Origin of the sequence: Desulfofundulus australicus DSM 11792 (assembly GCF_900129285.1) — a bacterium.
GTDB classification, from domain to species: domain Bacteria; phylum Bacillota; class Desulfotomaculia; order Desulfotomaculales; family Desulfovirgulaceae; genus Desulfofundulus; species Desulfofundulus australicus.
The window spans coordinates 1-26,147 of record NZ_FQUW01000010.1 but is presented as its reverse complement, the minus strand read 5'-3'; the positions used below and the strand labels follow the sequence as shown (position 1 = coordinate 26,147).

The window sequence follows — 26,147 nt, the reverse complement described above, 5'->3', positions numbered from 1 at the left end:
AAAGGGTGAACAACAGGCAGGGCAGGGGGAAGGTTATGGCAACGGACGGGATTATTACCAGCAGGAAAGTGGAAAAAAAGTTGCAGGTCCTGCTGGGCCTGGTGATTGCTGCTTTTGCCCTTCTTTTCATCCGCCTGGCTTACCTGCAGCTGGTGGAGGCGGACAAGTACAAGGTGATGGCCCAGCAGAATCACCTGCGCCTGATTCCCATCGCTGCTCCCCGGGGGGAAATTTTCGACCGCAACGGCGTGCGCATTGTGGGCAACCAGCCGGTTTACACCATTTCCTTTGCTTACCTGGGGGTTGAGGATACCGACCGGGTAATTGCCCGGCTGGCCCGTATTCTGGTGGGTGAAAAATCATTCCAGGGCAAGACGGCGGAAGAAATTGAACAGGAAATCCATAAAAAACTCCAGGAGCAGAAGTTACGTCTGTATGAACCTGTACCCGTGGCCGATAAAGTGTCCAGTGAAACGGTAAGCCGGATTGAGGAGCAGCGCCTGGAGCTTCCGGGAGTGCTCATAGACGTGCGGCCGGTACGGCATTATCCCTATGGGGACCTGCTGGTGCCCACCCTGGGTTACGTGGGGATAATGGATCAAAAAGAGCTGGAGGAAAACAAGGATAAGGGCTATACATTGGGTGACTCCTGGGGTAAGGACGGTCTGGAAAAATCCTTTGAATCCTACCTCAGGGGCCGGCGGGGTGCCCGCCAGGTGGAAGTGGATGCTCAGGGGCAACCGGTAAGGGACCTGGGCGTAAAAGAGCCCGTCCCGGGGGACAACCTGGTGCTGACTGTTGACGCCCGCCTGCAGCGGGCGGTCCAGGATGCCCTGGCCCGGGGTATAGCCCGGGTGCAGAAAGAGGGTTACAGCCAGGCCAGGGCCGGAGCGGCGGTGGTGCTGGACGTCCGGACGGGGGAGATCCTGGCCCTGGCCAGCCATCCCACCTATGATCCCACCATTTTTACCCGGGATCTTTCCCCTCAAGAGTGGAACGAGGCCTGGGCCAAAATTTCCCGGGATCAGTCACTGCTCAACCGGGCCCTGGCCCTCTACCCGCCGGGTTCCACCTTTAAAATGGTGGTGGCTGCTGCCGCGCTGGAAATGGGTAAGATAACTTCCCGGTTCTCCATTTATGACACCGGGAGATATAAGTACAAGATGGACTGGAAGCCCGGGGGTCACGGGCGGGTGGATGTGGTAAGGGCCCTGAAGGTATCCTGCGATACGTTTTTCTGGACCGTGGGAGCAATGCTCGGCCCCGAACCCATTGCCCGCTATGCCCGGGAATTCGGCCTGGGGCAAAAGACGGGGGTGGAACTCCCCGGGGAACACGCCGGCCGCATTCCGGGACCGGAACAGAAATACAAGCTGTGGAAACCCCTGCTGGACAATGTCCAGCGACAGATGGACGAGATCCGCAAAGAGTATGAAAAGCGCCTGGCCGGTGCCGGTGAAGGGGAGAGGGCGGCTCTGGAGCGGGAAATGAACCGCCGGCTGGCACCTCTGCAGGAGCAGTACAGCAAGATCGAATGGGAATTGACGTGGCGGGAATACGACACCCTGGATATGTCCATCGGCCAGGGTAATAACTACTATACCCCTCTTCAGCTGGCCAATTATATAGCCGCCATTGCCAACGGGGGTACCCTTTACAAACCTTACCTGGTAAAAGAAGTGGTCGCCCCCGACGGCCAGACAGTGGCCCGGTTTTCACCCCGGGTAATCCGCCGTGTTGACGTATCCAGCAAGACGCTGGAGATTATACGCCGGGGCATGCGCGAGGTAGCTCTGCCCCCCGATGGGACTGCAGCCGGTGTGTTTGCGGGGGCGGAATACAGTGTTGCCGCCAAAACCGGGACCGCCGAGGTCCATGGCCACGATAACCACGCCCTCTTTGTGGCCTTCGCTCCCTATGAAAAGCCGGAAGTAGCCCTGGCCGTGGTGGTGGAATACGGCGGCCACGGCAGCAGTGCTGCCGGCTCTGTGGCCCGGGAGATCCTGGATGCTTACTTCAGTTTGAAAAAAGCACCTCCCACTGCCGGGCTCTCCAAGGAGAAAGCAGCCGGGACACAGCAGGCTGCGCCGGCACCCGAACGCCCGGCTGCCAGCTCCGGGAATAATCGGTCCGGGCGTCCGGTAGCGGCGCCCCAGGCTCCCTCCGGCGGGGCGGGAAGGGGGAACTCTTCCGGGCAGCCCGCAGGTGTTACACCCCCCGCCGGCTCCGGAGGGGGTACTCCGGCTGCCGGCCCGCCTCCCAATGAGGGAGAGACGGTTGCCCCGCCAGGTACGGGCAACCAGCCCCCGGCTACCGGCGGTTCCCCCTCTCCCTCCGGGAGTGCCCCGGAGGCGTCCGGGGAAGGGGAAGGACAATAAAACTATAATTTTTAGCAGGATTTGGTTGCCAGCTGTAGAATTTAAAGCACCACTGGGGGGTATTTACCGTGGGCAGGGAGCGGCTGTCTTATACGGAGGAAATGGTGGATGATAATACCGTTCTGATTCAGCGCACCTTGCGTTCCGGTCAAAAGATCCATTACGACGGCAACGTGGTCATCATTGGCGATGTAAACCCGGGGGCCGAGGTGGTGGCCACGGGTAACATTATTGTCATGGGTGCAGTAAGGGGGGTTGTTCATGCCGGTGCCGGTGGAAACGAAAAGGCCATGGTACTGGCCTTCCGCCTGGAGCCCACCCAGCTGCGCATTGCGGGTCATATCACACGCCCCCCGGATGGGCAGGATTTGAAACCCGAACAGCCTGAAATAGCCAGGATAAAAAACGGTGTGGTAACCATTGAAATTTATAACGGGGAACGCCAGGGATGAATGACAGGAAATTTTAAAGGGGAGGCCTGGAAATGGGTGAGGTCATTGTAGTTACTTCCGGAAAGGGTGGGGTTGGCAAGACCACCACCACGGCCAACCTGGGTGCGGGTCTGGCTGCCCACGGTCACCGGGTAGCTCTGGTAGATGCCGATATCGGGCTGCGCAACCTGGATGTGGTTCTGGGGTTGGAAAACAGGATAGTTTACGATATAACAGATGTTACCGGCGGGCACTGCCGCCTGCGGCAGGCCTTAATCAAGGACAAGCGTTTTGAGGGGCTGTTCCTTTTACCTGCCGCCCAGACCAAAGACAAAACGGCGGTCAGCCCGGACCAGATGAAGGCCCTGTGTGAAGAACTCAGGCAGGAGTTTGACTATGTAATTATTGACTGCCCGGCAGGGATTGAGCAGGGCTTTCGCAACGCCATTGCCGGGGCGGACAAGGCCATCGTGGTAACCACCCCCGAGGTGGCCGCTGTAAGGGATGCGGACCGGATTATCGGCCTGCTGGAGGCGTCCGAACTGCGGGATCCCAAGCTGATCATCAACCGTATTCGCCCGCGCATGGTGCGGCACGGGGATATGATGAGCATAGAAGATATTATCGACATCCTGGCCATCGATTTACTGGGAGTGGTGCCGGAAGATGAGGCGGTGGTGATCAGCACCAACCGGGGGGAACCCGTGGTTCAGGATGAACGCTCGCGTTCGGGTCAGGCTTACCGCAATATTGTCCGGCGCATCAAAGGTGAGCAGGTACCAATGATGAAGCTCGAGGAAGGCGGCTTGATGTCCCGCTTTTTGCGGCGCATGATGGGTTTATCCTAGTTTTGCAGGTGAAGGGGGGTTGGCCTTGCTGGATTTTTTAAACCGCTTTTTCGGGCGGGAAACCGGTGGGAGTAAAAACGTGGCCAAGGAGAGGTTGCGCCTGGTGCTGGTGCACGACCGGGCCAGTGTATCACCCCAGTTATTGCAAACTTTAAAGACGGATCTGATTAAGGTTATTGAAAAGTATATGGATATTGATGAAGAGGCCCTGGAAATCAACCTGGACAGCAATGAAACCCAGGTGGCCCTGGTGGCCAGTATCCCGGTTAAAGGTATGAAACGCGTTTCCAGGCACCTGGCGTCGGGTATTTGAAGGATAATTATCACCTGACCCTGTGGTAATCTGGTATTACCCCGGGGTTTTTTGTCCCTCCGGGTTGGTATATAATTAAAATTGTATTTTTTAAGACCAGGCCGAAAGCGGTGATTTTCTTGGTCAGCAAGCGTTTTGTCCGCAGCCTTGATCACACCCTCCTCCTTTCTGCCGCCGCGCTGATCTGCTTCAGCCTGATAACCATTGGCAGTGCCACCCTGGAATTTACCGATGAATCATTCAGCCGGTTAAAAGATCTTTTTTTTATGGTCAAGCTCCTGCACCTGGACTATACCTATGTTATAAGACAGGTTATCTGGATTCTGGCCGGGTTGCTCTTGATGGCCTTAATCATGTATATACCTTATGAGGATATCTGCAAGCACGCCCGGGCGCTTTATGTATTTAACCTGATCATGCTGGTGGCGGTAGTCTTTTTGGGCCGGGAGGCCCTGGGAGCCCAGCGCTGGATTAGTATCGGCCCCTTTACCTTTCAGCCTTCCGAGTTTGCCAAGCTCATCATGATCATCACCCTGGCCAGTTTCCTCTCCGCCCGGGAAGGCCGCCTGGACCGCTTTCGGGACCTGCTGCCCTGTTTTGCGTACGTGGGGGTGCCCACCCTTTTGATTTTAATGCAGCCTGACCTGGGCACTTCCATGGTTTTTGTGGCCGTCATGTTCGGCATGCTCTACCTGGCCGGAGCCAGGCCGCGTTTACTCCTGGCCCTGATTGGTAGCGGCCTGATCTTAATGATTGGTTTATTTGCTCTGCATACGTATCTGCATAAAGCCGATGTTAACCTGGAGAAACAGCTCCTGGCCCTGGAACAGCAGAAAAAGGTGGCCGTTAGCGAAAAGGACAGGGGAGAGCTGGAGAAAAAATATCAGCAGGTGGAAAAGGATTACCGGGAGGTTCACCGCCGGCACGAATCTTTTCACCGTTACACCCTCAAGGAATACCAGATGACCAGGCTAACCGTTTTCCTGGATCCCCAGAGCGATTTGCTGGGCGCCGGATACCATATATGGCAGTCCCTCATTGCCGTTGGTTCCGGGGGGTTCCTGGGCAAGGGCCTGCTGGGTGGTACCCAGAGTCACCTTACCTTCCTGCCCATCCGGCATACCGACTTTATTTTCTCGGTGGTGGGCGAGGAGTTCGGATTTCTGGGGGCAGGGGCGCTCCTGGCCCTGTACCTGGTCTTTCTATACCGGGGTTTGAAGATAGCCTCCCAGGCCAGGGACCTGCAGGGGACGCTTCTGGCCGGGGGAGTGGTCTGCATGTTTGCCTTTCACATCTTTGTCAATATCGGTATGACCATTGGAATCATGCCCGTTACGGGTATCCCCCTGCCTCTGTTCAGCTACGGCGGCAGCAACATGGTGATGAACCTGGCGGCTCTCGGGCTTTTGCTCAACGTTTATATGCGGCGCAGAAAAATCCTGTTTTAAATGTTAGGGAAGGCTTTTACCGGGGTAGCAGCAAAATGCTCCGGTTTATTTTTATTTTCAATTTCCTGTTTTGGGGGTGGGCTTGCGGGGGAAAATACGGGCAGGTAAAAAGGTGACGGCTTTTGCCACCGGTCAGCCTGTAGCCGGGGCAAAGGTGCTGGTGCTGGACATGGAGCAGGATAAGGTGCTGTACGAAACCACCATCGCCGCCGACGGCACTTATGCCTTTGAAGGTATTGATGCCGGTATCTACCGGGTGCGGGTCGAAGCTTCCGATTACGAGCCCCGGGAGGAAATTACCGTGTTGTTGCTCCGGGATACGGTGAATTTTGTCCTCCACCGCCGGGTGGAGCGGGATGGTGCCGTGGCTAATTAGATTATAGCTTGTCATATTTGTCCCCCCTGCCCAGTATATTTTAAACGGGGGGGATGAACCTTGTTCTGGAACAGGCATAAGAGGAGCTACTCCTTTTCTGAATTCCCGCGCGCGGAAGACTGGCCATACCGCCATACGCCTCCCAGGCGGAGCAGGAATAACAGCTGGTTCTGGCGGTGTATGGTGGCTGTGGTCATTTTTGCTATTTTACTCCTGGCCCGGGAACTCCCCTCACCGGGTGGGGAGCAGGTTCGGGAAAGCCTGCGTTACCTCTTAACCACCGAATGGAACTACCAGCCCGTAATCCAGAAAGTGGTCCAGCTGGCCCTGCAAATGGTCAACGTGGACCAGCCTTTCCCCGGGGATACTTCCTGGGGCGCCCGCCAGACCCTGAGCCCCACCGGTGGGGATAGCTTCCAGGTTCCCGTTTCGGGCAGAGTGGTACGCGGCTTCGGCTGGGTGGAGGATCCCCTGGATGGCCTGGAGCGCTTTCACCCCGGTATTGATATTGCAGCGCCGGTGGGTACGCCCGTGAAAGCCGTCCGGGATGGTCAGGTGGCCAGGGTTGGGGAGGATCCTTCCCTGGGACGCTACCTGCTCCTCGATCACGGGGACGGGGATTATACCCTCTACGCCGGGCTGGCCGGTATTGCCGTGACCCCTGGTCAGCAGGTGGCCGGGGGACAGAAGCTGGGCGAAGTGGGTGATAAGGGTGATGTGGCCGGGGGCGGCCTGCACTTTGAGGTGCGTGAAAAGGGAAGGCTGATCGATCCCCTGATCAAGCTGCAGTTTTGAGGTGGTTTCAGGTGCGCCTGGGGCGGTTCATGGGGGTGGAATTATACCTGAATACCTTTTTTCTGGCCCTGCTGGGGCTGTTCTTTGTGGCCGGCATCCTGGGCAAGGGGCTGGTGGCTTTTGCGGTGGTGCTTCTTCATGAGCTGGCCCATGTGGCCTGCGCCCGTTACCTGGGGGTGCCGGTAAAAGAAGTGGAATTGCTGCCCTTTGGAGGAGTTACCCGCATGGGCAGCGAACTGGTGCTGGATCCCGTTAAAGAGGTCTATGTGGCTGCGGCAGGGCCGTTATGCAACGTGGTAATGCTTCTTCTGGGCCTGGCCGGCCGGAACTACGGTTTATGGCATGAAGAACTGGGGCCCTTTTTTCTCCAGTGCAACCTGCTCATTGCCGCCTTTAATCTCCTGCCCGCCCTGCCCCTTGACGGCGGCCGGGTCTACCGTGCCAGCCTGGCCGGCCAGATGAGCGTAAAGGAAGCCACTTACCGGGCAGCCACCCTGGGGCAGATTATTGCCGGGATTGTGGTGGTGCTGGGTTCCCTAGGCTTATTGCTGGGGTTAACGGGTCTGGATATTTTACTGACGGGGCTGTTTTTGTTTTTTGCCGCCACCCGGGAGCGGAGCATGGCTCCCTACCTGTTCGTGGGCCAGCTGGCCGGTAAGAAGGAAGAAATAATCAGGGCCGGTGTGCTTCCGGTACAGCCCCTGGTTGCCCTGGAGGACGTGCCTCTGGGTAAAATTGTCAGGCCTTTTCTGCTGCAGAAATTCCACCTGGTACTGGTTATTGACCGCCAGTGGCGGTACAAGGGCTTTCTTACGGAGGCCCAGATAGTCGACGGCCTGTTAACCCACGGGCTGGACCTGCCCGTGGGGCGGTTGCCTTTAAACCCGCTTTAATCGGGTTTACATCTTCTGGATATGCAGGTAAAATAATTTTAAGTAATGCCTTCCCGGGCAATAATACGATGCAGGAGGAGCTTATGTTTGAACTGGAACAGGTCTTGCACCGGGTACAGAAACCGGCCCGTTACGTGGGCGGTGAGTGGAATGTTGTCCGCAAGGACTGGGATAAAACTGCCGTCAGGGTAGCTTTTGCTTTCCCCGATGTTTACGAGGTGGGCATGTCCCACCTGGGCCTGCAGATCCTTTATCATGTGGTGAACAGCCGGGAGGATGCGCTCCTGGAGCGCACCTTCGCTCCCTGGGTGGATATGGAGGGAGAGATGCGGCGCCGGGGGCTGCCCCTGTTTACCCTGGAGTCCCACCGGCCGGTGAAGGACTTCGATATCCTGGCCTTCACCCTCCAGTACGAGATGACATTCACCAATATTTTGAATATGCTGGATCTGGCAGGTATTCCCCTGCGCAGCGAGCAAAGGGGCCCCGGGCACCCTCTGGTGATTGCCGGGGGGCCCTGTGCCTTTAACCCCGAACCCCTGGCCGATTTTATCGACCTGTTTGTAATTGGCGAGGGGGAAGAAGTTATTCACGAACTGCTGGATCTCTACCTGGAACTGGGTGGTCACCGGTTGGACCGCCAGCGCTTTTTGCACCGGGCGGCAGCCATTGCCGGTGTTTATGTCCCCTCCCTGTACCGGGTGGAATATCATGCCGATGGGACTATTTCCGCCATAGAGCCCGTGGCCAGCGGTGTGCCGGCGAGGGTGGTCAAGCGGGTCGTCCGTAATTTCGACCGGGCTCCTTTTCCGGTAAAGCCCCTGGTGCCTTCCCTGGGTGTGGTTCACGACCGGGGTATGCTGGAGGTGCAGAGGGGGTGTACCCGGGGTTGCCGTTTTTGCCAGGCCGGGGTGATTTACCGGCCGGTGCGCGAGAAAAGCCCGGCCACCCTGCTGCAGCAGGCCGATGAAATTATCAGGCACACGGGGTACGATGAAATTTCCCTGGTTTCCCTGAGTACCGCCGATTATTCCCGGATTCAGGAAATGGTACGTTCACTGCTTGACCGGCTGGAGGGCATGGGTGTGAGCGTATCCCTGCCCTCCCTGCGGGTGGATGCCTTTTCGGTGGCCCTGGCCCGGGAAGTACAGCGGGTACGCCGGGCCAGCCTTACTTTTGCCCCCGAGGCGGGCACCCAGCGCCTGCGGGATGTGATCAACAAGGGTGTGACGGAAGAAAACCTGATGGAGGCCGTATCGGCTGCCTTTGCCGCCGGCTGGACGGCCATCAAACTTTACTTTATGATCGGCCTGCCCACGGAGAGGGAAGAGGATCTGCACGGCATTGCCGGCCTGGCAAGGCAGGTACTGGCCCGGGGAAAGGAAATGGGTGTGCCCGGGAACAGGCTCAGGGTTACCGTCAGTGCCTCCTCCTTTGTCCCCAAGTCCCACACCCCCTTCCAGTGGGAGCCACAGGTGGAGATGGAGGAACTGCGCCGCCGGCAGAGGACCCTGCGCGGCCTGTTAAAGGGGAAAGGGCTGGTCTTTCACTGGCACGAGGTGGAAGCCAGCTTCCTGGAGGCAGTCCTGGCCCGGGGGGACCGCCGCCTGGGCCGGGTGCTGGAGGAGGCCTGGCGGCTGGGCTGCCGTTTTGACGGCTGGTCCGAATGCTTTGATTTTGAAAAGTGGCAGGAAGCATTCCACCGGGCCGGCATAAACCCGGCCCGGTATGCCTACCGGCGCTATGCATACGATGATCTCCTGCCCTGGGATCACATTGATGCCGGCGTGAGCAGGAAATACCTGGTTCTGGAGCATAAAAGGGCCATGGAGGGGAAAGCAACCCCCGACTGCCGCACCGGTGTGTGCCCGGGGTGCGGGCTCTGCCCCACCCTGGAAATTGAACCGGAATTGCTGGAGCAGGTTGAGAAGAATGCATCCGGATAAGGAAAGCTGTGGAGGAGGTAGCCATTTTGCCCCGTTACCGGATTGAATACCGCAAGGAAGGGATGGCCCGCTTCATCTCCCACCTGGACCTGGTGCGCACCCTGGAGCGGGCCATGCGCCGGGCCGGCCTGCCCCTGGCCTTTTCCCGGGGCTTCAACCCCCATCCCCGCTTCAGCCTGGGGGCGCCACTGCCGGTGGGAGTGATGGGCGAAAGGGAATACCTGGACCTGGAGCTGGTTACCGCGCTCCCGGAGGACGAGATCAAAGGACGCCTGAACGAGCAGCTTCCCGGGGGCCTTGAGGTTACCCGGGTCTGGTCCATTCCCGAGGATGCGCCGGCGTTAATGGCCACCCTGGAGAAAGCTACCTACCGGGTGGACCTGCGCCTGGTACGGGCAATCACCCCGGAGGACCTGCGGAAAATCATTGACGGCCTGCTGGCCTTACCTGAGATCATCATTACCCGCCGTTCCGGGGATAAAAAGGAAAAGACCCTGGATATCCGCCCGGGTATCCACGCCCTGTCCGGCCGGGTGGAAGGGAACCGGGTTACGCTGGAGATGTGCCTTGCCGTGGGCAGCCGCGCAACCGTGCGCCCCGAAGAGGTGGTGCAGGTGCTGGCGGAACGGTTCGGGCTTCCGGTTGCGGACGAGCAGCCGGGGGTAAGCAGAACAGGTTTGTACTGTGGAGGTTAATTTGAAAGAAGGTTTTGGTTTTGTATAAAGAAATTGTCATTAACGTGGGCGAAGAAGAAACCCGGGTAGCGGTGCTGGAAGACCGGGTGCTGGTGGAAATGTACATTGAGCGTTCGTCCCAGCAGCGCCTGGTGGGCAATATCTTTCGCGGCCGGGTGGAAAACGTTCTGCCCGGCATGCAGGCGGCCTTTGTGGACATCGGCCTGGACAGGAACGCCTTTTTGTACGTGGAGGACGCCCTGCCGTCCCGGGGGGGTAATGGTTTTCACCACGGGCTGGGGGCCAGCATTGCGGACGTTTTGAAAAAGGGCCAGGAAGTAATCGTCCAGATTGTTAAGGAGCCTATAGGTAACAAGGGGCCGCGGGTGACCACGCACGTCACCCTTCCCGGACGTTACGTGGTCCTGATGCCCACCATGGATTACATCGGCATTTCCCGCCGCATTGAGCAGGAGCGGGAGCGGGAAAGGTTAAAGGAGCTGGCTGCCCGTTTCAAACCCGAGGGCATGGGATTGATCGTCCGCACGGTGGCCGAAGGGGTAGGCGAGGAGGATATTGCCCAGGACGTGCATATGCTGACCCGGCTCTGGCAGAAGATCCTCCAGCGGGCCAGCCGGGGGCCGGTACCCAACCTCATTCACCGGGACCTGGAACTGATCCAGCGCATCCTGCGGGATGTTTTTACCGAGGATGTGGACCGCCTGACGGTGGACTCCCGCTCCGAGTATGAAAAAATCATGGAGCTTTTGGATATCACTTCGCCAAAGCTGAAATACAAGGTGTTCCTGGAGGAAAGGGAAAACATCTTTCAGGATTACGGCATTGAACAGGAAATTGAGCGGGCGCTCAAGCGCAAGGTCTGGCTCAAGTGCGGCGGCTACCTGGTCATCGACCAGGCCGAGGCCCTGACCGTGATTGATGTTAATACGGGCAAGTACGTGGGCAGCACCAACCTGGAAGATACGGTGCTGAGGACCAACCTGGATGCGGCGGTGGAAATCGCCCGCCAGCTGCGCCTGCGCAATATAGGCGGCATTATCATTATCGACTTTATCGACATGCAGCAGGAAGGTCACCGGCGGCAGGTTTTAAAAGTTCTGGAAGAAGAAATCAGGAAAGATAAGACAAAAACCAATATCCTGGGGATTACCCAGCTGGGGCTGGTGGAGATGACCAGGAAGAAGGTCCGCCCCAGCCTTTCCGAGGTGCTGCAGCGCCCCTGCCCGTACTGCGACGGGCGGGGCAAGGTGCTTTCGGAAGAAACGGTGGGCATTCATTTTAAAAACCGCATCATTGAGCTGGCCCGTCGGACCAGTGCCGACACTATTCTGGTGGAGGCACATCCCCTGGTGGCTGCCCGGCTGATCGGCAGCGGCGGCGTCAACCTGCGGGAGCTGGAGCAGAAAACGGGCAAGAACCTCTACATCCGCGGTTCCCAGGGGCAGCATATCGAATCGGTAAGCATCCGGCCGCTTTACAACAAGGAAGAAGCCATTGCCTGCACCCTCCCGGTCAAGCCGGGGCAGGTGCTGGAGGTCAAGGTGGAGGAACCCCATATCTCCAATACCAACGACGGCATTGCCCGCATTGACGGTTTCATCCTGGATATCGAAGGGGCTGGTTCCCTGGTGGGTGAAACGGTCCCCGTGGAAGTAAGCAAGGTCTACCGCACCTATGCCCGGGCCCGGCTGGTGAAGTAATTCCGTAATTGTTCAATAAAGCCGCTACCATCGGCGCTGTGCCGCGTTGTCCAAAGCGAGCGACTTGCGGAGCGCTGGTAACAGCACCCGGCAAAGCGAGGGTAACCGGACCGCGGCGCGAAACCAGCGGCACCGAAATGTAGCTTTAGAAAAGGTTACTTACTGAAATGACAAAAAGATGACAGTAAGGTACAAATGCCTTGCCGCCTTTGCAGCGCCGCTAGTCCGGTCCGAAGCGAGCCGCGGTGCGTATCTTACGCGGAGCACCGGAGCGAGCGTGGACAACACGGCACCATAGCCGGGTTACTGAACATTTACGTAAATTCCCGTGTTGCTTGACAAAACTACCGGTTGTGTTAAAATGTTATACCGTAGGCAGTTTTCGCGCTGCCGCAACCGCACGAAAGGGGTTTTGGTAAAAGGGCCGGTGCCCTACCTGCTTTCGGCGAGACCTGAAAAGGGGAGGTTTTAAATCTTGTACGCCATCATTGCTACAGGCGGTAAACAGTACCGGGTACGTGAAGGTGATAAGCTGCTGGTGGAAAAACTGGCGGTGGAGCCCGGTGAAGTGGTGGAAATCGACCGGGTGCTGGCCGTGGAAAAGGATGGGGAGCTCCGCGTGGGCAATCCGGTGGTAGAAGGAGCCAGGGTGGTTTTAAAGGCCCTGCGCCACGGCCGGGGTCCCAAGATTATTGTTTTCAAGTACAAGCCCAAGAAGAATTACCGCCGCAAAAAAGGCCACAGGCAGCCTTTTACCGAAGTTGTGGTGGAAAAAATCGAAGCTTGAGGTGAATTTGCCCGTACCGTCCTACAGCAGGAGGTGAGTTTTATGGCGCATAAAAAAGGTGTAGGCAGCTCACGGAACGGCCGGGATTCCAATCCCAAGTTTCTTGGCGTAAAGCGCCAGGACGGCCAGTTTGTCACCGCCGGAAGCATCCTGGTCCGGCAGCGGGGAACCCGTATTCACCCGGGGCGTAATGTGGGCAAGGGCGGCGACGATACCCTGTTTGCTCTGGTGGACGGCGTGGTTTCCTTCCAGCGCAAGGGGCGCGATAAAAAGCAGGTCAGCGTGATACCGGTGGCGGCACAGGCTTAAAAAAAACGGCTAACCGGGCCAGCTCTAAGGCTGGCCTTATTTTTTAGCTATTTTCAATGAACGGCAGGGATTGCCTGTTCTGTATAGAAAATGTTAATCTCTAGAATTTGATGGCTGGAGGAAGTTATTTTATGGAACTGCAGTCCTTGCTGGAATTTATCCGCCTGCAGAGGCACGATTTTCTTAATCACCTGCAGGTAATTTCCGGGTTTATCCAGATGAATAAAGGGGAACAAGCGCGGGAGTATCTCCTGGGAGTGGCCCGGGAGCTGGAGCGCCTGGGCAGGGTGATTCACTTGCAGATGCCCGAAGCCACGGCAGCCTTCCTGGCAGCCCTCGCCCGGGGCAACCGCTTGCAGGTTGAGGTGGATTACGATATCCGGTGCCACCTGGGCAGCTGTGCTGTTCCCGGAGCCCGGGTGGGCAGGGCACTGGAAACAGCCTTCCAGCGGGTTTTATCCTTCCTGTCACCGCCCGAGGTCAGGATGCGGAGGCTGGAAATTATCCTGCAGGAGTCGGGGGAATGCTATACCTGCCAGCTGGTCTTCCCGTCCGGCGGTTTTCCGGGGGTAGAGGAAGAGCTGCAGCCTCTTAAGGATATTCTGTCCGGTCAGGACGGCCGGGTGGAGATGGGCGAAATATGGCGTGATAACGGGAAATTTTTTGAGGTTTTACTTTTCTTCCCCCGCCGGGAGCCGTAAGCATTTATACGGGTTGGAAAAGGGTGAGCGGTATGTTTTATGATACAGCGAAAATATACGTCCGGGGAGGGGACGGCGGAAACGGGTGTGTGGCTTTTCGCCGGGAGAAATATGTGCCCGAAGGAGGGCCCGCGGGCGGTGACGGGGGCCGGGGTGGAAATGTAATTCTGAAGGTGGATCCGGGCCTGCGCACGCTGGTGGATTTCCGCTACCAGCGTCATTATAAAGCTGAGCGGGGCCAGCATGGCATGGGGAAAAACATGCACGGCAGGCAGGGGGAAGACCTGATTCTCAGGGTTCCGCCGGGTACTGTGGTGCGGGATGCTGCCACCGGCGAGGTGATTGCCGATCTGGTGTACCCGGGGCAGGAAGCGGTGGTGGCCCGGGGGGGACGGGGAGGCCGGGGGAACGCCCGTTTCGCCACTGCGGTGAACAGGGCTCCGCGCCTGGCCGAAAAAGGCGAACCGGGAGAGGAACGCTGGCTGGAGCTGGAACTCAAGCTGCTGGCCGACGTGGGCCTGGTGGGCTTTCCTAACGCCGGCAAATCCACCCTGATTGCCCGGGTTTCGGCTGCCCGCCCCAAAATCGCCAGTTACCCCTTCACCACCCTGGTGCCCAACCTGGGCGTGGTGCGGGTGGGTGAGGGGCGCAGTTTTGTCATGGCCGATATACCCGGCCTCATTGAAGGAGCCCACGCCGGTGCCGGGCTGGGTCATCACTTCCTGCGCCATACACAGCGGACCCGCGTTCTGGTGCACGTCCTGGATATTGCCGGTAGCGAGGGGCGGGACCCCCTGCAGGATTTTGAGATCGTCAACCGGGAGCTGGCCCTGTACGACCCGGACCTGGCGGCGCGCCCCATGGTGGTGGCGGCCAATAAAATGGATTTGACCGGGGCTGCGGAGAACCTGGAGCGGCTGCGCGGGGCCCTGGGTGACAGGTATGAAATCTTTCCTATCAGCGCTCTGGACGGGGAGGGCACCGCTCCCCTGATTTACCGCCTGGCTGACTTGCTGGATCAGCTTCCGGCCCCGGAGCCGGCGGTTGAAGAAAGGGTGCGTGTGACCAGGGTGGAGGAACCCCGGTTTACCGTGTCCCGCCGGGATGGGGTGTTTGTGGTGGAAGGGCGGGAGATCGAGCGCCACGTGGCCATGACCGACCTGGAGAATGAAGAGGCGGTGGAAAGATTGCAGCGGATTATTTCCCGGATGGGCCTGGAAGAAGCTTTGAAGGAGGCGGGCGTTCGGGAGGGAGATACGGTACGTATCGGGAAATTTGAGTTTACCTACATGGAGTGAAGGAGGCCTCCCACAGCAAAGGGGAGGCCTCAATATTTATGAGTAACATACAGGGAGTGGGGGGACCGGTCCCGCCCGGCCCGGGCAGGCGGCGGTGGCTAAAAGGGTACGAAGATCAGGTTAATCGGCAGGTAGGACGCCGCCGGGGGCATGAAGCGCAGGGTTTTCCGCTGGCCGGGTTCGATGATGCCCACCAGGGCTCCCTGGTTGGGCGGGTTCAGCACGCCCCGGTTGGGCAGGTAGAAGGGCTGGCCTTCCCAGGTAGCCGCCCCGGCAAAGGGCCCGCCCCGGGGTGAAAAGAACACGCCCATGCGGTACTTCGACTCGATGGTTATTTCGTAGGACACGCCGTAATTGCCCTTGTTGTACCCCACCAGGTTGGTAGTCCCGTCCCTGCCGTAGAGGAAGGAGTCGCCATCCCCGTCGGCAATGATCAGCCGGGCCGGCTTGTTTTCATAAAGGTGTACGGAGAGGAACCGGTTGGCCCGGGGGAATGTGCCCCGGATATGTATGCCGTCGGGAGGCAGGACGGGCAGGTTGCGGTATGCGGTTACCGGATCCCCTTTTTCCAGGGCCAGTATCGTTAATTGCACCTCCCGGTCGGTGTTCAGGTCGAGGATGCCGTGCACGCACAGGCCCGGGGCAATGGGCCTGCTGTCTTCCATTAAAATACGGGTTTCCCCCGGTTTGATATATATGGTCCGGACCTGCCCCGTATCCGCCGCCAGGTAACGGTAGGTGGCCGCCCGGCCCGCAGCCATGGGGTCACCGGGGCCGGCAAGGGCCTGCCTTTTAATGGTGACCGCGGCTGTTTCCAGGCCCTGGTTGGTGGCCAGGAGGTAGACGCGCTGGCTGACGGTGCTGCCGTTGATGTGATGGTAGTAAAGCCTGGTGTCCCCCTGTATGGTATCAGTGTAGAGGATGCCTTCCCGGGTGAATATTTCCGGGCTGTTGCTGACTACCAGCATTTCCCGGTTCATGGTGGTGGCGGGATCCACCACCGGCAGTTGCAGCACTTCAATACCCGACAGGTCCAGGGGTTCTCCCGGGATGGGGTTGTGCAGGTTGTAGGTAATCTCGTCCATAACCACTTCCCGGGTAACGGTGATGGTTTTGCTGGCTATTTCACTCCACGCCCCGCGGCTGTCCCTGACCTGCAGGGTGACGGTATATTCCCCGGGCTTAAAGAAAGCCCGCTGCTTGCCCGTCCACTTTACTTCCACCAGCTCGTCCCCATCAGGGTCATAGCTTTCATCCCGGTAAATTACCGTCTCCCCCTGGGCCACAGTGGTTTTTTCAACTTCAAAGCGGGCTACCGGGGGCCGGTTTGGTGGGGGCGGTGGAGGTGGTGGGAGGGGTGGTTCCAGCCTGATTTCCCGGTTAAAAGCGTCGTAGTTCACCTGGTACTTGAAAGTCTCGGCAACGAAACGCAGGGGTACCAGGGTGGTGCCGTTGCTGATTACCGGCGCACAGGGCAGTTGCTGCATCTCTCCTTTAACCACTGCCGTTTTGCTCCCCGGCTTGAGCTGCACCCGGCCTTCCTGCGTGCTTATGTTTACCTCCCGGGTCAGGCTGTCCCAGGATACTTCCATGCCCAGGGTTTCCACCAGGAAGCGCAGGGGCACAAGCGTTACGCCTTCCTTAACCACCGGTGCCGCCGGGAGGTCGTATACCGCCCCGTCAACCGTCGCCTGGCTGGAGGACAGCTTCAGGGTAACTACGCCCGTGCTGGCAGCAGCCGGGTTGGTGAAGGAAAGGAAAAACAGCCCGGAGAACAGCAGGGCCATCAGGAGCCCGGAGAACAATCGTTTCATGAAAAACACCTCTTATCAATTTTGTTGGGATAATCCTCCCTGGATTATCGGGGCGGAGGTTTTTCCCGTGCCCGTACCAGCGTATTCACCTCCCCTGTCTAAATAAATTATGAACCCAATATTTTAGACGCATTATGGCGAAATTTGGTTTCACGTTATCCTGATAAAAAGTTGCGCCATAAATAAGAGTATTTTGGCACCGGCCTGCAGTTTATGGTATACTGTTGCCGGTGGTGATGTTCATGGCCGGGGAAAGGGACTTTCGTCACATCAGGCGCATTGTGGTTAAGGTGGGTTCCAGTTCCATAATCCACCCTACCGGCCGGCCCAACCTTTTGCAGATGGAACTTCTGGCCCGCCAGCTGGCCGATATACATAACCAGGGCAGGGAGGTGCTCCTGGTTACTTCGGGGGCCATCGGGATGGGGCTGCACCGGCTGGGCTACACCCGCCGCCCCAGGACTCTCCCGGAAAAGCAGGCCGCTGCGGCGGTGGGACAGGGCATGCTCATGCACCTTTATGATAAATTTTTTGGCGAATACGGTGTTCCCGTGGGTCAGATTCTCCTGACCCGGGAGGATTTCAGCGACCGCAGGCGTTTTTTAAATGCCCGCAATACCATGTATGCCCTTTTGCGCCAGGGGGTTGTCCCCGTAATCAATGAAAACGATACGGTGGCGGTGGAGGAAATTAAGCTGGGGGATAACGATAACCTGGCAGCCCTGGTGGCCACCCTGGTGGATGCCGAATTGCTGATACTTCTTTCGGATATAGAGGGCCTTTACGATGCCGACCCCCGCAGGGACAGCGGGGCCAGGTTGATCGCGGAAGTGCACGAGATCACGCCGGAACTGGAGGCCCTTTCCGGAGGGGCGGGGACTCCGGTGGGTACCGGGGGCATTGTAACCAAGCTGCAGGCGGCGCGCATTGCCATGCATGCGGGTATTATTACCGTGCTGGCCAGTTCTTCCGAAAAAGACGTGGTCAGGCGGGTGGTGGCCGGCGAACCCCTGGGTACGATATTCTGGCCCTGCACCCGCCTGGAAAAGAAAAAATGCTGGATTGCCTACAGTTCCACTGTCCAGGGCCGCATTTACGTGGATGAAGGAGCAGCGCGGGCGCTCAGGGAAAACGGTAAGAGCCTCCTGCCTTCGGGGATCACCCGGGTGGAGGGTTCCTTTGAGATGGGCAATACCGTGAGCATCTGTGACCCGACGGGTAAAGAAATAGCCCGCGGCATTGTCAACTATTCCTCCGCGGAAGTGGAACGCATTAAGGGTCTGCAGACCAGGGAAATTGCCAGGGTTCTGGGCCACAAGGATTATGACGAAGTGGTCCACCGCAATAACCTGGTGCTGGATATATAATGCATGCCATAGCGGCAGGGTTACTGGGGGTGAAGGTTGATGGAACAAATTGAACGGGAGGTAAAGGAAAAAGCCCGCCGGGCCAGGGAGGCAGCCCGGCACCTGGCCTATCTTTCCACGGAGGTTAAGGACCGCGCTCTTCTGGCCATGGCCGACAGCCTGGTGAGGAATCAGGAACGCATCCTGGAGGCCAACGAAATTGATGTGCGGGCGGGACGGGAGAAGGGGCTTTCCCGGGCCCTGATTGACCGCCTGCTGTTGACTCCCGAACGGATCGCGGATATGGCTGAGGGTTTGCGGGCCGTGGCTTCCCTGCCCGATCCGGTGGGGGAAGTGGAATCCATGTGGTTGCGGCCCAACGGCCTGCAGGTGGGGCGGATGCGGGTTCCCCTGGGAGTGGTGGGGATGATTTACGAGGCCCGGCCCAACGTTACCGTGGATGCTGCCGGCCTGTGCTTGAAGGCGGGCAACGCTGTGGTGCTGCGGGGCGGGTCCGAGGCCATCAACTCCAATCGCGCCATCGTGGCCGTTATTGCCGCTGCTGCCGAAGGTGCGGGTATTCCCGCCGGCGCCATCGAGCTCATTGAGCATACCGACCGGGCGGCAGTGAATGTGATGCTCAAGTTGAACGGCCTGCTGGATGTACTCATCCCCCGGGGTGGGGCGGGGTTGATCAGGACGGTGGTGGAGAACGCCACCGTGCCGGTAATTGAAACGGGCGTGGGCAACTGCCACGTTTATGTGGACGAGGGTGCGGACCTGGAAATGGCCCGTTCCATCGTCATCAACGCCAAATGCCAGCGTCCCGGGGTATGCAACGCCATGGAAACGCTCCTGGTGCACCAGCAGGTGGCTGAAGAATTGCTGCCGGGACTTCTGGAAGATTTAAAAGCGGCTGGAGTGGAAGTGCGGGGATGCGCAAAGACCCGTGAGCTGGTGCCCTGGGTGGTACCGGCCACGGAGGAGGATTGGGCCACGGAGTACCTGGACCTGATCCTGGCCGTGCGGGTGGTGGAATCCATGGAAGAGGCCATGGAGCACATTTACCGGTACGGCACCAGGCATTCCGAGGCCATCGTCACCCGGGATTATGCCCGGGCCCGCCGGTTCCTGCGGGAAGTTGATGCGGCAGCGGTGTACGTCAATGCTTCCACCCGCTTTACCGACGGTTACCAGTACGGCTTTGGTGCCGAGATCGGCATTTCCACCCAAAAACTCCATGCCCGCGGTCCCATGGGGTTAAAGGAGCTCACCACATACAAGTACATTGTTTTCGGGGAAGGCCAGATCCGGAGTTGATATCTCTGGACATCCTGTCCGCGGCCCCGCCTCATCCCGTCGCTTCGGCCCGGCCCGGCAACGCTCACTCCAGGTCGCTCCTGCTGTAAAACCGGGGCACATAAAAGGGACAGGCTTTGATAAAAGGCCTGTCCCTTTGAATTCTGGCGGTCAGGCCCTGGCCTGCAGGGTAGCGATGGTTTCTTCTGCGGTGATGAAGCGGGCGAATTCGTCGCAGGCCCGGGAATGAAACTTGGTGCGGTTGCGGATGATCTTGAACTCCCTGGTTATGTTCATGTCCTTCAGCCGTACCGGCTTGATGGTGCCCAGGGCCAGCTCCTTGCGGATAGTCCACTTGGAAAGGAAAGAGATACCCAGCCCCGCTTCCACGGCCTGCTTGATGGCCTGGGTACTGCCCATGACGATTGTCCTGGCCGGCGTAACCTCCAGCTGGCGCAGGGCGTTTTCCGCGGCTATACGGGTGCCGGAACCCTCCTCCCGCAGGATGACGGTGCAGGGTTCCAGATCCTCTCCCGTGACCTGGGATTTGCTGGCCAGCGGGTGCTCCGGGGAGACGATGAGCACCATTTCATCTATTAAGAAGGGTTCCACCTGCAGGTGGGCGTGCTCCACCGGTCCTTCCACCAGGCCAATATCAATGCTCCCCTCCAGGGTCTGCTCAAAAACCATGGCCGTGTTGCCAATGGTCATGGCCAGCTCCACATCGGGGTACTTCCGGGCGAAAGCACCCAGCAGCCGGGGAAGCACGTACTCCCCGATGGTCATGCTGGCTCCCACCGCAATCTTGCCCGTAACCAGTTCGATGAGATCGGTTACCGCCCGTTCGGCCTCCTGATGCAGGTTTAAGATTTTTTTGGCGTAGGAGTAAAGGATGGCGCCGGCCTGGGTCAGTTCCACCTTTTTATTTGAACGGTCGAAAAGCCGCACCCGGTAGTGTTCCTCCAGGGAGTGGATGTGCTGGCTGATAGCTGGCTGGGTGAGGTTGAGCGCTTCAGCAGCCCGGGAGAAATTTTTCTTTTCCGCGACGGTTACAAAAACCCTTAATTGGTGATCGAGCACTACTTTTCTACCCTCCAGTTGTGAGTATATTTGGTGCTGCCTCTGGTTTGATGTTTCCTGAAAAGCGGCAAATGCCCGGGTAACTTAGTTAAAAAATGTGAATTATTATATAACTTAATAACACTTTTTAATTCTATATGCACCCGCCAATTGTGTCAACAAGGGGTTGCTTTTTGTCACCCCGGCCATTAAAATGATGCTGAGGTTTTGGCTTATGGCACAGACATGGAAAAGATTGGGCATTATGGGCGGCACCTTCGACCCCATCCACTACGGGCACCTGGTGGCCGCCGAAGGAGCCCGGCATGCCTTTCAACTGGAAAAAGTTATTTTCATCCCTGCCGGCCGTCCCCCTCACAAGACGGGCCGGAAGATTACCGACCCGCACCACCGCTGGATCATGACGGAACTGGCCGTGGCCAGCAATCCTTATTTCGACACCTCCAGCATCGAAGTGGAGCGGCCCGGTTATTCTTACACCATCGACACGGTGCGGGAAGTGCGGAATCTTTATCCCGGGGCGGAAATTTTTTTTATTACCGGTGCGGATGCGGTGCTGGAAATATTGAACTGGAAAAACGTAAATGAACTGCTGGAAATGTGCTGGTTTATTGCCGCCACCCGGCCCGGCTACCCCCTGGGAAATTTAAAGCGCCGGCTGGCGGGGATAGATCCGGAGCACGTGAAGCGCATTATCCCCATGGAGGTGCCGGCCCTGGCCATTTCCTCCACGGAAATCAGGGCCCGGGTGCGGGAAGGGCGCCCCATCAAGTATCTCCTGCCCGAGCCGGTGGAGGCGTACATCCTGAACCGGGGGCTGTACAAATGAAAAAAATGGCCCGCGCGGCAGGGGCGGCACCTGTCCAGAGTAAACCCGGAAAGCAGGTGCTGCCCTGCCGTGGGGCCATCTTTTACGTTAAGTTGTTTACAGGTTTACAGTTTAATAGATGCCTTTAGGGGCTTTCGCGCACGGCGGGCGTTTTATCCACAATCCACAGGAAGAGACCGTTACCTGTCCGGCGGGAATTGGTAGAGGGGTAGTCTGTCCTTTTTGACCTGAATAGCTGGTAACATGAAGGATGAGATGGAAATAGATACCGGTTAGATGCTGTTATTGGACAATCCAAATGCAAGCTGTTCCCAACAGTCTGGTAGTTTCTGTTATTTGCCAGAAGTTGGGCTATTGGGTGGTTTAGCGACTGTACCTAAAAGATGCTGCGTAATAGTGTTCATAGCAAAACCTAGTGGCAGTCATCCGCGCAGTACACCCACACAGTCTCGCGCACAAATACCTCGTGAAACCGGTTTTTCTGATCGACCAGGGCCTTCCTTCGGCTATGGTATAAACGAGGAGATCCGCCGGGACGGGGAGGTCCGTGACGTCCCACGCTACAGCAAAATATTTTTAAATCGTATTGATATTCTCAATAACAATAACCCCTGTTTTAAAATCCAAGCAATAATAATATTCTTTGTCATTTGTCCTAGCAACAACATACCAACAAACATTACCTTCATTATAGGGAGCAAGGTATATTTTTTGAACCATTTCCCTTATAATGCCTTTTTGCTCCAATATAAAATATACTCTCTCTTCATCAATACCTTCATCGATCATGACCGAATCAACTTCGACTACTTGACCAGTATATTTATCTTTTTTCAACCATAAAGCCTTATTACGGTCAAACTCATCTTTTCCTGCAATCATTGTATAAGTATCCAAAAATTCGGAAAAACGAATTGGTGTGTATTGCATATTTTCAATATCTTTTAAGAGTTTATGACTTAACACATATGCTTTCGCTTCTTCAAAATCAGGCCCTCTTACAGGACCAATTAGTGGTACATTATTTTTATAAAGATTTTCATTACCCGGTAGTTCCAATCCTTCAGATGAAATTTTAACAATTCTCATACGGCTATCCCATACGACTTTTGCTCCTAACGCTTCAGTAATAAAACGAAGCGAAACCATAGTTCGCCCGTTTACAATAACTGGTGGCTGTTCGAAAAAAACAATTTTACGATTTATAAATGCTTTAGAAGAGCCTATAGTCAAAATTACTTCCACATCTCCCTTTTTAACTAATACCTGCGGATCCTTCCAATCTATAGATGCAAAAAATATTTCAGCAATTTTTCGCAACGGCACCAAAATTCTTCCATTTACAACGATAGGATCCTCGTCAAAGGTTATTTTCTTTTCATTTATGTATATTTTTATATTAGCGGGACTGTACCCAATGACCATAGTGGGAAAAGTCATTATAGGAATAAACATCAATAATAACAATAAAATATATCTATTCATTTTAAACCACTCCCCGCATGTGGATAAAATTAATTAAATTAACCCTAAAAAATAATCTTTACTGGGAGGCCATATAACTTAGAAAAAAGTAACGCATTAATTTTCAATAGGTCACCCTAGCCTCTCAGTAAAGAGTAATTATTTTGTTAGATAATATATTTTACGGCTGGGGATCAAACTGGTCAAAATATATTGCTTGATAATTACGACCATAAGCTATATATATATTCATCGGGGTGCTATAAACATTATCGTGAACCTCCATATACTGATGACCCTCACAGGATCCGTTATAATAAAATTCAACCCATCCAACACCCGTGACAGAATGATCTCTATAATAAGTTTGACCAACAAAACTTATAACATTTGGCCCATTATTTGTAATTCCTGATTTATACGCATTCCATGTGGGTGGATTGAGATACCATGCATCTGCGCTGCTAACACCACGATTTCGAGCAAAATTTCTCATTCCTGGAGAAATATTATTCACTGGTGTCGATCCATCACTTCTAGTGCCCATAGCAGTCCTCAATTGATACAACAACTGTTCATCGGATAATCCTCTGACTAGTTCTGGGAAACCATGATCAGCCCAGTACTTCATAATATTTGCTGCTGACGTTGGAGAACAACCGGAAGGCCCTGACCATAAGCTACTATACATCTGGTTCATATCTGCAACTCCACCTATAAAGTATGATCTTTCCATACCAGTTTCAAAACTAAGATCATCTGTTACACCGTCATTTGGCCCTCTTACATCTCCAACAACAACATCAATAGTTCTCCATAATTTACGTGCGCCATCATTTTTGCCATACTTGGGTTTTGATTTAGGCTTATTTTGTTCTTTATTCAAAGACGTCGCTCCGGCAAAGCTTATAATATCCGCCGTTCCATCCGAAAAATCCTGCTTCAATCCAAAATGCGCAGGACCTATTACTACTACCTTCTCTTGCACAGGCGTTTTGTCTTTATTTTTTTGCCTTAATATCTCTATCTGCCTATCATCCATTACTGAACCTTCATAAGCAAAGCTAAGTATCGGATAGTCATCCTTTATAGCACTGATCTCTATAAATCCAGCTGGTTTTCCATTAACAGTCAGATTAAACAAGTAGCTGTACAATGAGTCAGTGGCGTCATATATTTTTATGGGTTCTTGGATTTTTACGGTTTTATTGTGCCATACAGAATCTTTATTAGCACTTTTATCGAAAACAGTCTCCATATAATCTTATATTCCAGTAATTCTAATAAATCTCACACCTGTGTTAGGAATTGAGTCCCAAGGAGCATGTCTCCTGTCACTTGTATGCGTATTTACAGTAGGGTACCATACGAGACCATCCTTATAGCAGTATGCAATAAAACCGGTATGTTCAAAAGCGCTATCTGAATCCAAATTATACTGAATAATATCTCCAACACCTAAGCGGGTAATATCGCTTGTTATATAGCCAGACGGTGTTCCGTTAGTGGTATTGTTTACTATATATTCTTTTAGTGGGTCGACATTGCACCATGAAGCTGACCAAGTATCATCAGCAGTTGATCCACCGGCGTTCCGGTAATACCAAGTGTAGGGTCCTGTTGTGTCATTTAAAGTTGCTCCACCTGCTCTGATATTTTGTGAAGCATAGTTTGTGCAGTCACCGCCCTGTGTGGAGAAGTCTATATAGTTTGGATCATATCTATAACCGTCGTCACTAGTATCTTTGGTGGCATATCTATCAGCATGTTGTGCAGCGCTAGTACGATCGTACCACCCTGTTCCCAGCGGAATAACCGAATCCTCTTTCTCTAGACTAAACGTGCTTGAGCTCATATTTTTTAGAGTATCTATGTTCCTGCTGAATCGCGGTAGCATAGAAAATAACTCTTCAATGGACTTACCTTGTTCTTTGTTAAGCCTGATAAGTTGTGTTATTGAATCTTCATAAAAATCATTAATAATTTTCCAGGATGAGCCAACTTTTCTTAATGTAATTTCATGAAGCGTGCTTTCTGTTGTTTCAAATGGGAGGTTTTTATATTGGTAAGTACATGTATCAAAAACACGGACTTTCGCGTTGTTTCCAGATATTTTTATTTCCTCAAAATTTGGTTTGAGGCTGAATTTCTCTATGGGAAGATCTCTTAATTTTCTCCACTCTACTAATATGCGACGTACATCTTTCTCAAATTGTGCACTCCTGGCTGAAACCGGGTCCTCTCTAAGAAAGAAGTTGTCAATTGAAACCTCAGTTAATGTTGAAAGTGATTCGTACTTGGAAGCAAAATACTTAGTTATTGTTGACTTGATTGCAGCCTCATCAGCAACATTTGCCTGGCCTAAAGTGTTATTACCAAACATTGCTAGTATTACTACTGCTGGCATTACTAATGCCAATACAATGATAAATTTTAATTTTTTCACCTTATTCCCTCCCAGTGTATTTGTTTATGAGCTGAAACTGTGACTGTATTGGCCGTGGATAACTTCGCCTTACACTTTTTATCCTTTATCTTGTTCAGAGTTATATTTACCCATCTTTTCAGATTCACGGCCAGGGCGGTAAGGAAGGCCTGGAGTCCGACTTTTTTGGTCTCCCAATACCGGGCGCGGCGCAAGCCATGATGACGAACCATCTCATTGCCCTTACCCTCGATAGGGCAGCGCTGGCGAATTTCAGCCTTGTATTCTTCACTGCGGCTGTACTCCAGGGCTTCCATCTGTTCCTGATAATACTTGTTTACTGAAATGGTGCGCCCATTCTTGTTTTTAGTGCAGTCCTGTTTGAGCGAACAGTTGTTGCAGGCTTCTTTCGGGAAACGGTAAATCCAGGATTCACTTTCCGCGTTATACGTTTTATGGGCGGTGGTAATCCCAGCCGGACAAGTAACGGTCTCTTCCTGTGGATTGTGGATAAATTTCCCGTTGGCCAGGTCTTCGGCAATGGCTTTTGGATGGGGAGGGGCCACCAGCTGACAGTTTTCTTTCCGAAGAGCGCGGCGGTTTTCACCGGTGCCGTAGATTCCATCGGCAAGCATTTTCTCCGGATTAAGACCGGCTTCTTCTTTCGTTTCTTTGACCATATCCACCAGTGGTTCAGCATCATTAACGTTGCCGGGGGTCACCTTCAGGTTGGTGATAATCTTGTTCTCGGTGCTCTCTGTAAAGTGAACCTTATACCCGTTGAACTTTTTGGTGGCCGATTTGGCGCCGTGGCGGGCCTCGGGGTCAACGGCCGAAATGACCCGGTCCGGGTGGCTTTCTTTCTGTTCCCGGTAGCCGCCGTTTTCATCCGGCATGACGTTTTCATACAACAGGCGTTGTAAAATTGTCCGCCGGTATTCTACCGCCGGGTGCAGGTTATCCCGTTTATCC

24 protein-coding genes are annotated in these 26,147 nt (G+C 55.1%); 18 read left to right on the top strand and 6 right to left on the bottom strand.

Annotated features, from left to right (window positions below):
* Positions 1-35 precede the first annotated feature (35 nt).
* The 15 genes from mrdA (at position 36) to obgE (ending at position 14,918) form a co-directional block, all read left to right on the top strand.
* Positions 36-2,378: a penicillin-binding protein 2 gene (mrdA, locus tag BUB44_RS04630; protein ID WP_073163678.1), complete on the top strand. Its 2,343-nt coding sequence runs from the start codon at positions 36-38 to the stop codon at positions 2,376-2,378.
* A 68-nt stretch (positions 2,379-2,446) separates the two neighbouring features.
* Positions 2,447-2,830 carry a septum site-determining protein MinC gene (gene minC, locus BUB44_RS04625; RefSeq protein WP_073163577.1) on the top strand — a complete coding sequence of 128 codons (384 nt, stop codon included), beginning with the start codon at positions 2,447-2,449 and terminating at the stop codon, positions 2,828-2,830.
* Positions 2,831-2,862: 32 nt separating this feature from the next.
* Positions 2,863-3,657, top strand: a complete 795-nt coding sequence (gene minD, locus BUB44_RS04620) for a septum site-determining protein MinD (RefSeq protein ID WP_027355690.1) — start codon at positions 2,863-2,865, stop codon at positions 3,655-3,657.
* Between the two features lie 25 nt (positions 3,658-3,682).
* Positions 3,683-3,970, top strand: a complete 288-nt coding sequence (minE, locus tag BUB44_RS04615) for a cell division topological specificity factor MinE (RefSeq protein WP_027355689.1) — start codon at positions 3,683-3,685, stop codon at positions 3,968-3,970.
* Positions 3,971-4,089: 119 nt separating this feature from the next.
* On the top strand, positions 4,090-5,418 hold the full coding sequence (rodA, locus tag BUB44_RS04610; protein WP_073163575.1) for a rod shape-determining protein RodA: 1,329 nt from the start codon (positions 4,090-4,092) through the stop codon (positions 5,416-5,418).
* An 82-nt stretch (positions 5,419-5,500) separates the two neighbouring features.
* On the top strand, positions 5,501-5,794 hold the full coding sequence (locus tag BUB44_RS04605; RefSeq protein ID WP_073163573.1) for a carboxypeptidase-like regulatory domain-containing protein: 294 nt from the start codon (positions 5,501-5,503) through the stop codon (positions 5,792-5,794).
* Positions 5,795-5,854: 60 nt separating this feature from the next.
* A complete protein-coding gene (locus BUB44_RS04600) occupies positions 5,855-6,589 on the top strand; it encodes a murein hydrolase activator EnvC family protein (RefSeq protein ID WP_073163571.1) in 735 nt (244 codons plus the stop codon).
* A gap of 11 nt (positions 6,590-6,600) precedes the next feature.
* Positions 6,601-7,482 (top strand): M50 family metallopeptidase, encoded by an 882-nt coding sequence (locus BUB44_RS04595; protein ID WP_073163569.1) that lies wholly within the window; start codon positions 6,601-6,603, stop codon positions 7,480-7,482.
* Between the two features lie 83 nt (positions 7,483-7,565).
* Positions 7,566-9,428: a TIGR03960 family B12-binding radical SAM protein gene (locus BUB44_RS04590; RefSeq protein ID WP_073163567.1), complete on the top strand. Its 1,863-nt coding sequence runs from the start codon at positions 7,566-7,568 to the stop codon at positions 9,426-9,428.
* Positions 9,429-9,454: 26 nt separating this feature from the next.
* Positions 9,455-10,123: a TIGR03936 family radical SAM-associated protein gene (locus BUB44_RS04585; protein WP_073163565.1), complete on the top strand. Its 669-nt coding sequence runs from the start codon at positions 9,455-9,457 to the stop codon at positions 10,121-10,123.
* Between the two features lie 20 nt (positions 10,124-10,143).
* Complete coding sequence (locus tag BUB44_RS04580) at positions 10,144-11,823, top strand: Rne/Rng family ribonuclease (RefSeq protein ID WP_073163564.1); 1,680 nt, start codon at positions 10,144-10,146, stop codon at positions 11,821-11,823.
* 475 nt (positions 11,824-12,298) lie between these two features.
* The gene (gene rplU, locus BUB44_RS04575; protein WP_027355682.1) at positions 12,299-12,610 is read left to right on the top strand and encodes a 50S ribosomal protein L21; all 312 of its coding nucleotides are present in this window, start codon (positions 12,299-12,301) and stop codon (positions 12,608-12,610) included.
* A gap of 42 nt (positions 12,611-12,652) precedes the next feature.
* Positions 12,653-12,919, top strand: coding sequence for a 50S ribosomal protein L27 (gene rpmA / locus BUB44_RS04570; protein WP_027355681.1), 267 nt, complete (start codon positions 12,653-12,655; stop codon positions 12,917-12,919).
* 131 nt (positions 12,920-13,050) lie between these two features.
* Positions 13,051-13,620, top strand: a complete 570-nt coding sequence (locus BUB44_RS04565) for a Spo0B domain-containing protein (RefSeq protein ID WP_073163562.1) — start codon at positions 13,051-13,053, stop codon at positions 13,618-13,620.
* Positions 13,621-13,652: 32 nt separating this feature from the next.
* Positions 13,653-14,918 carry a GTPase ObgE gene (obgE, locus tag BUB44_RS04560; RefSeq protein ID WP_073163560.1) on the top strand — a complete coding sequence of 422 codons (1,266 nt, stop codon included), beginning with the start codon at positions 13,653-13,655 and terminating at the stop codon, positions 14,916-14,918.
* A 98-nt stretch (positions 14,919-15,016) separates the two neighbouring features.
* Here the strand turns inward: obgE and BUB44_RS04555 are convergent, their stop codons facing one another.
* Positions 15,017-16,732 (bottom strand): stalk domain-containing protein, encoded by a 1,716-nt coding sequence (locus BUB44_RS04555; protein ID WP_073163559.1) that lies wholly within the window; start codon positions 16,730-16,732, stop codon positions 15,017-15,019.
* A gap of 242 nt (positions 16,733-16,974) precedes the next feature.
* Between BUB44_RS04555 and proB the strand changes: the two genes are divergently transcribed.
* Both proB and BUB44_RS04545 read left to right on the top strand, forming a co-directional pair.
* Positions 16,975-18,099: a glutamate 5-kinase gene (gene proB, locus BUB44_RS04550; protein ID WP_073163557.1), complete on the top strand. Its 1,125-nt coding sequence runs from the start codon at positions 16,975-16,977 to the stop codon at positions 18,097-18,099.
* 39 nt (positions 18,100-18,138) lie between these two features.
* The gene (locus BUB44_RS04545; protein ID WP_073163555.1) at positions 18,139-19,398 is read left to right on the top strand and encodes a glutamate-5-semialdehyde dehydrogenase; all 1,260 of its coding nucleotides are present in this window, start codon (positions 18,139-18,141) and stop codon (positions 19,396-19,398) included.
* Positions 19,399-19,548: 150 nt separating this feature from the next.
* Here BUB44_RS04545 and BUB44_RS04540 read toward each other — a convergent pair whose 3' ends face one another.
* Complete coding sequence (locus tag BUB44_RS04540) at positions 19,549-20,457, bottom strand: selenium metabolism-associated LysR family transcriptional regulator (protein ID WP_073163553.1); 909 nt, start codon at positions 20,455-20,457, stop codon at positions 19,549-19,551.
* A 214-nt stretch (positions 20,458-20,671) separates the two neighbouring features.
* On the opposite strand from BUB44_RS04540, the gene nadD reads away from it, so the two are divergent.
* Positions 20,672-21,286, top strand: coding sequence for a nicotinate-nucleotide adenylyltransferase (gene nadD, locus BUB44_RS04535; RefSeq protein WP_073163677.1), 615 nt, complete (start codon positions 20,672-20,674; stop codon positions 21,284-21,286).
* Between the two features lie 576 nt (positions 21,287-21,862).
* Here nadD and BUB44_RS04530 read toward each other — a convergent pair.
* The 4 genes from BUB44_RS04530 to BUB44_RS04515 all read right to left on the bottom strand — a co-directional run.
* Positions 21,863-22,771 (bottom strand): stalk domain-containing protein, encoded by a 909-nt coding sequence (locus tag BUB44_RS04530; protein WP_073163551.1) that lies wholly within the window; start codon positions 22,769-22,771, stop codon positions 21,863-21,865.
* Between the two features lie 160 nt (positions 22,772-22,931).
* A complete protein-coding gene (locus BUB44_RS04525; protein WP_073163550.1) occupies positions 22,932-24,008 on the bottom strand; it encodes a hypothetical protein in 1,077 nt (358 codons plus the stop codon).
* Between the two features lie 6 nt (positions 24,009-24,014).
* Positions 24,015-25,196: an amidase domain-containing protein gene (locus tag BUB44_RS04520; RefSeq protein WP_073163548.1), complete on the bottom strand. Its 1,182-nt coding sequence runs from the start codon at positions 25,194-25,196 to the stop codon at positions 24,015-24,017.
* A partial coding sequence (locus BUB44_RS04515; RefSeq protein WP_165611011.1) for a transposase occupies positions 25,193-26,147 on the bottom strand: 955 nt, incomplete at its 5' end. The genes BUB44_RS04520 and BUB44_RS04515, both read right to left, overlap by 4 nt.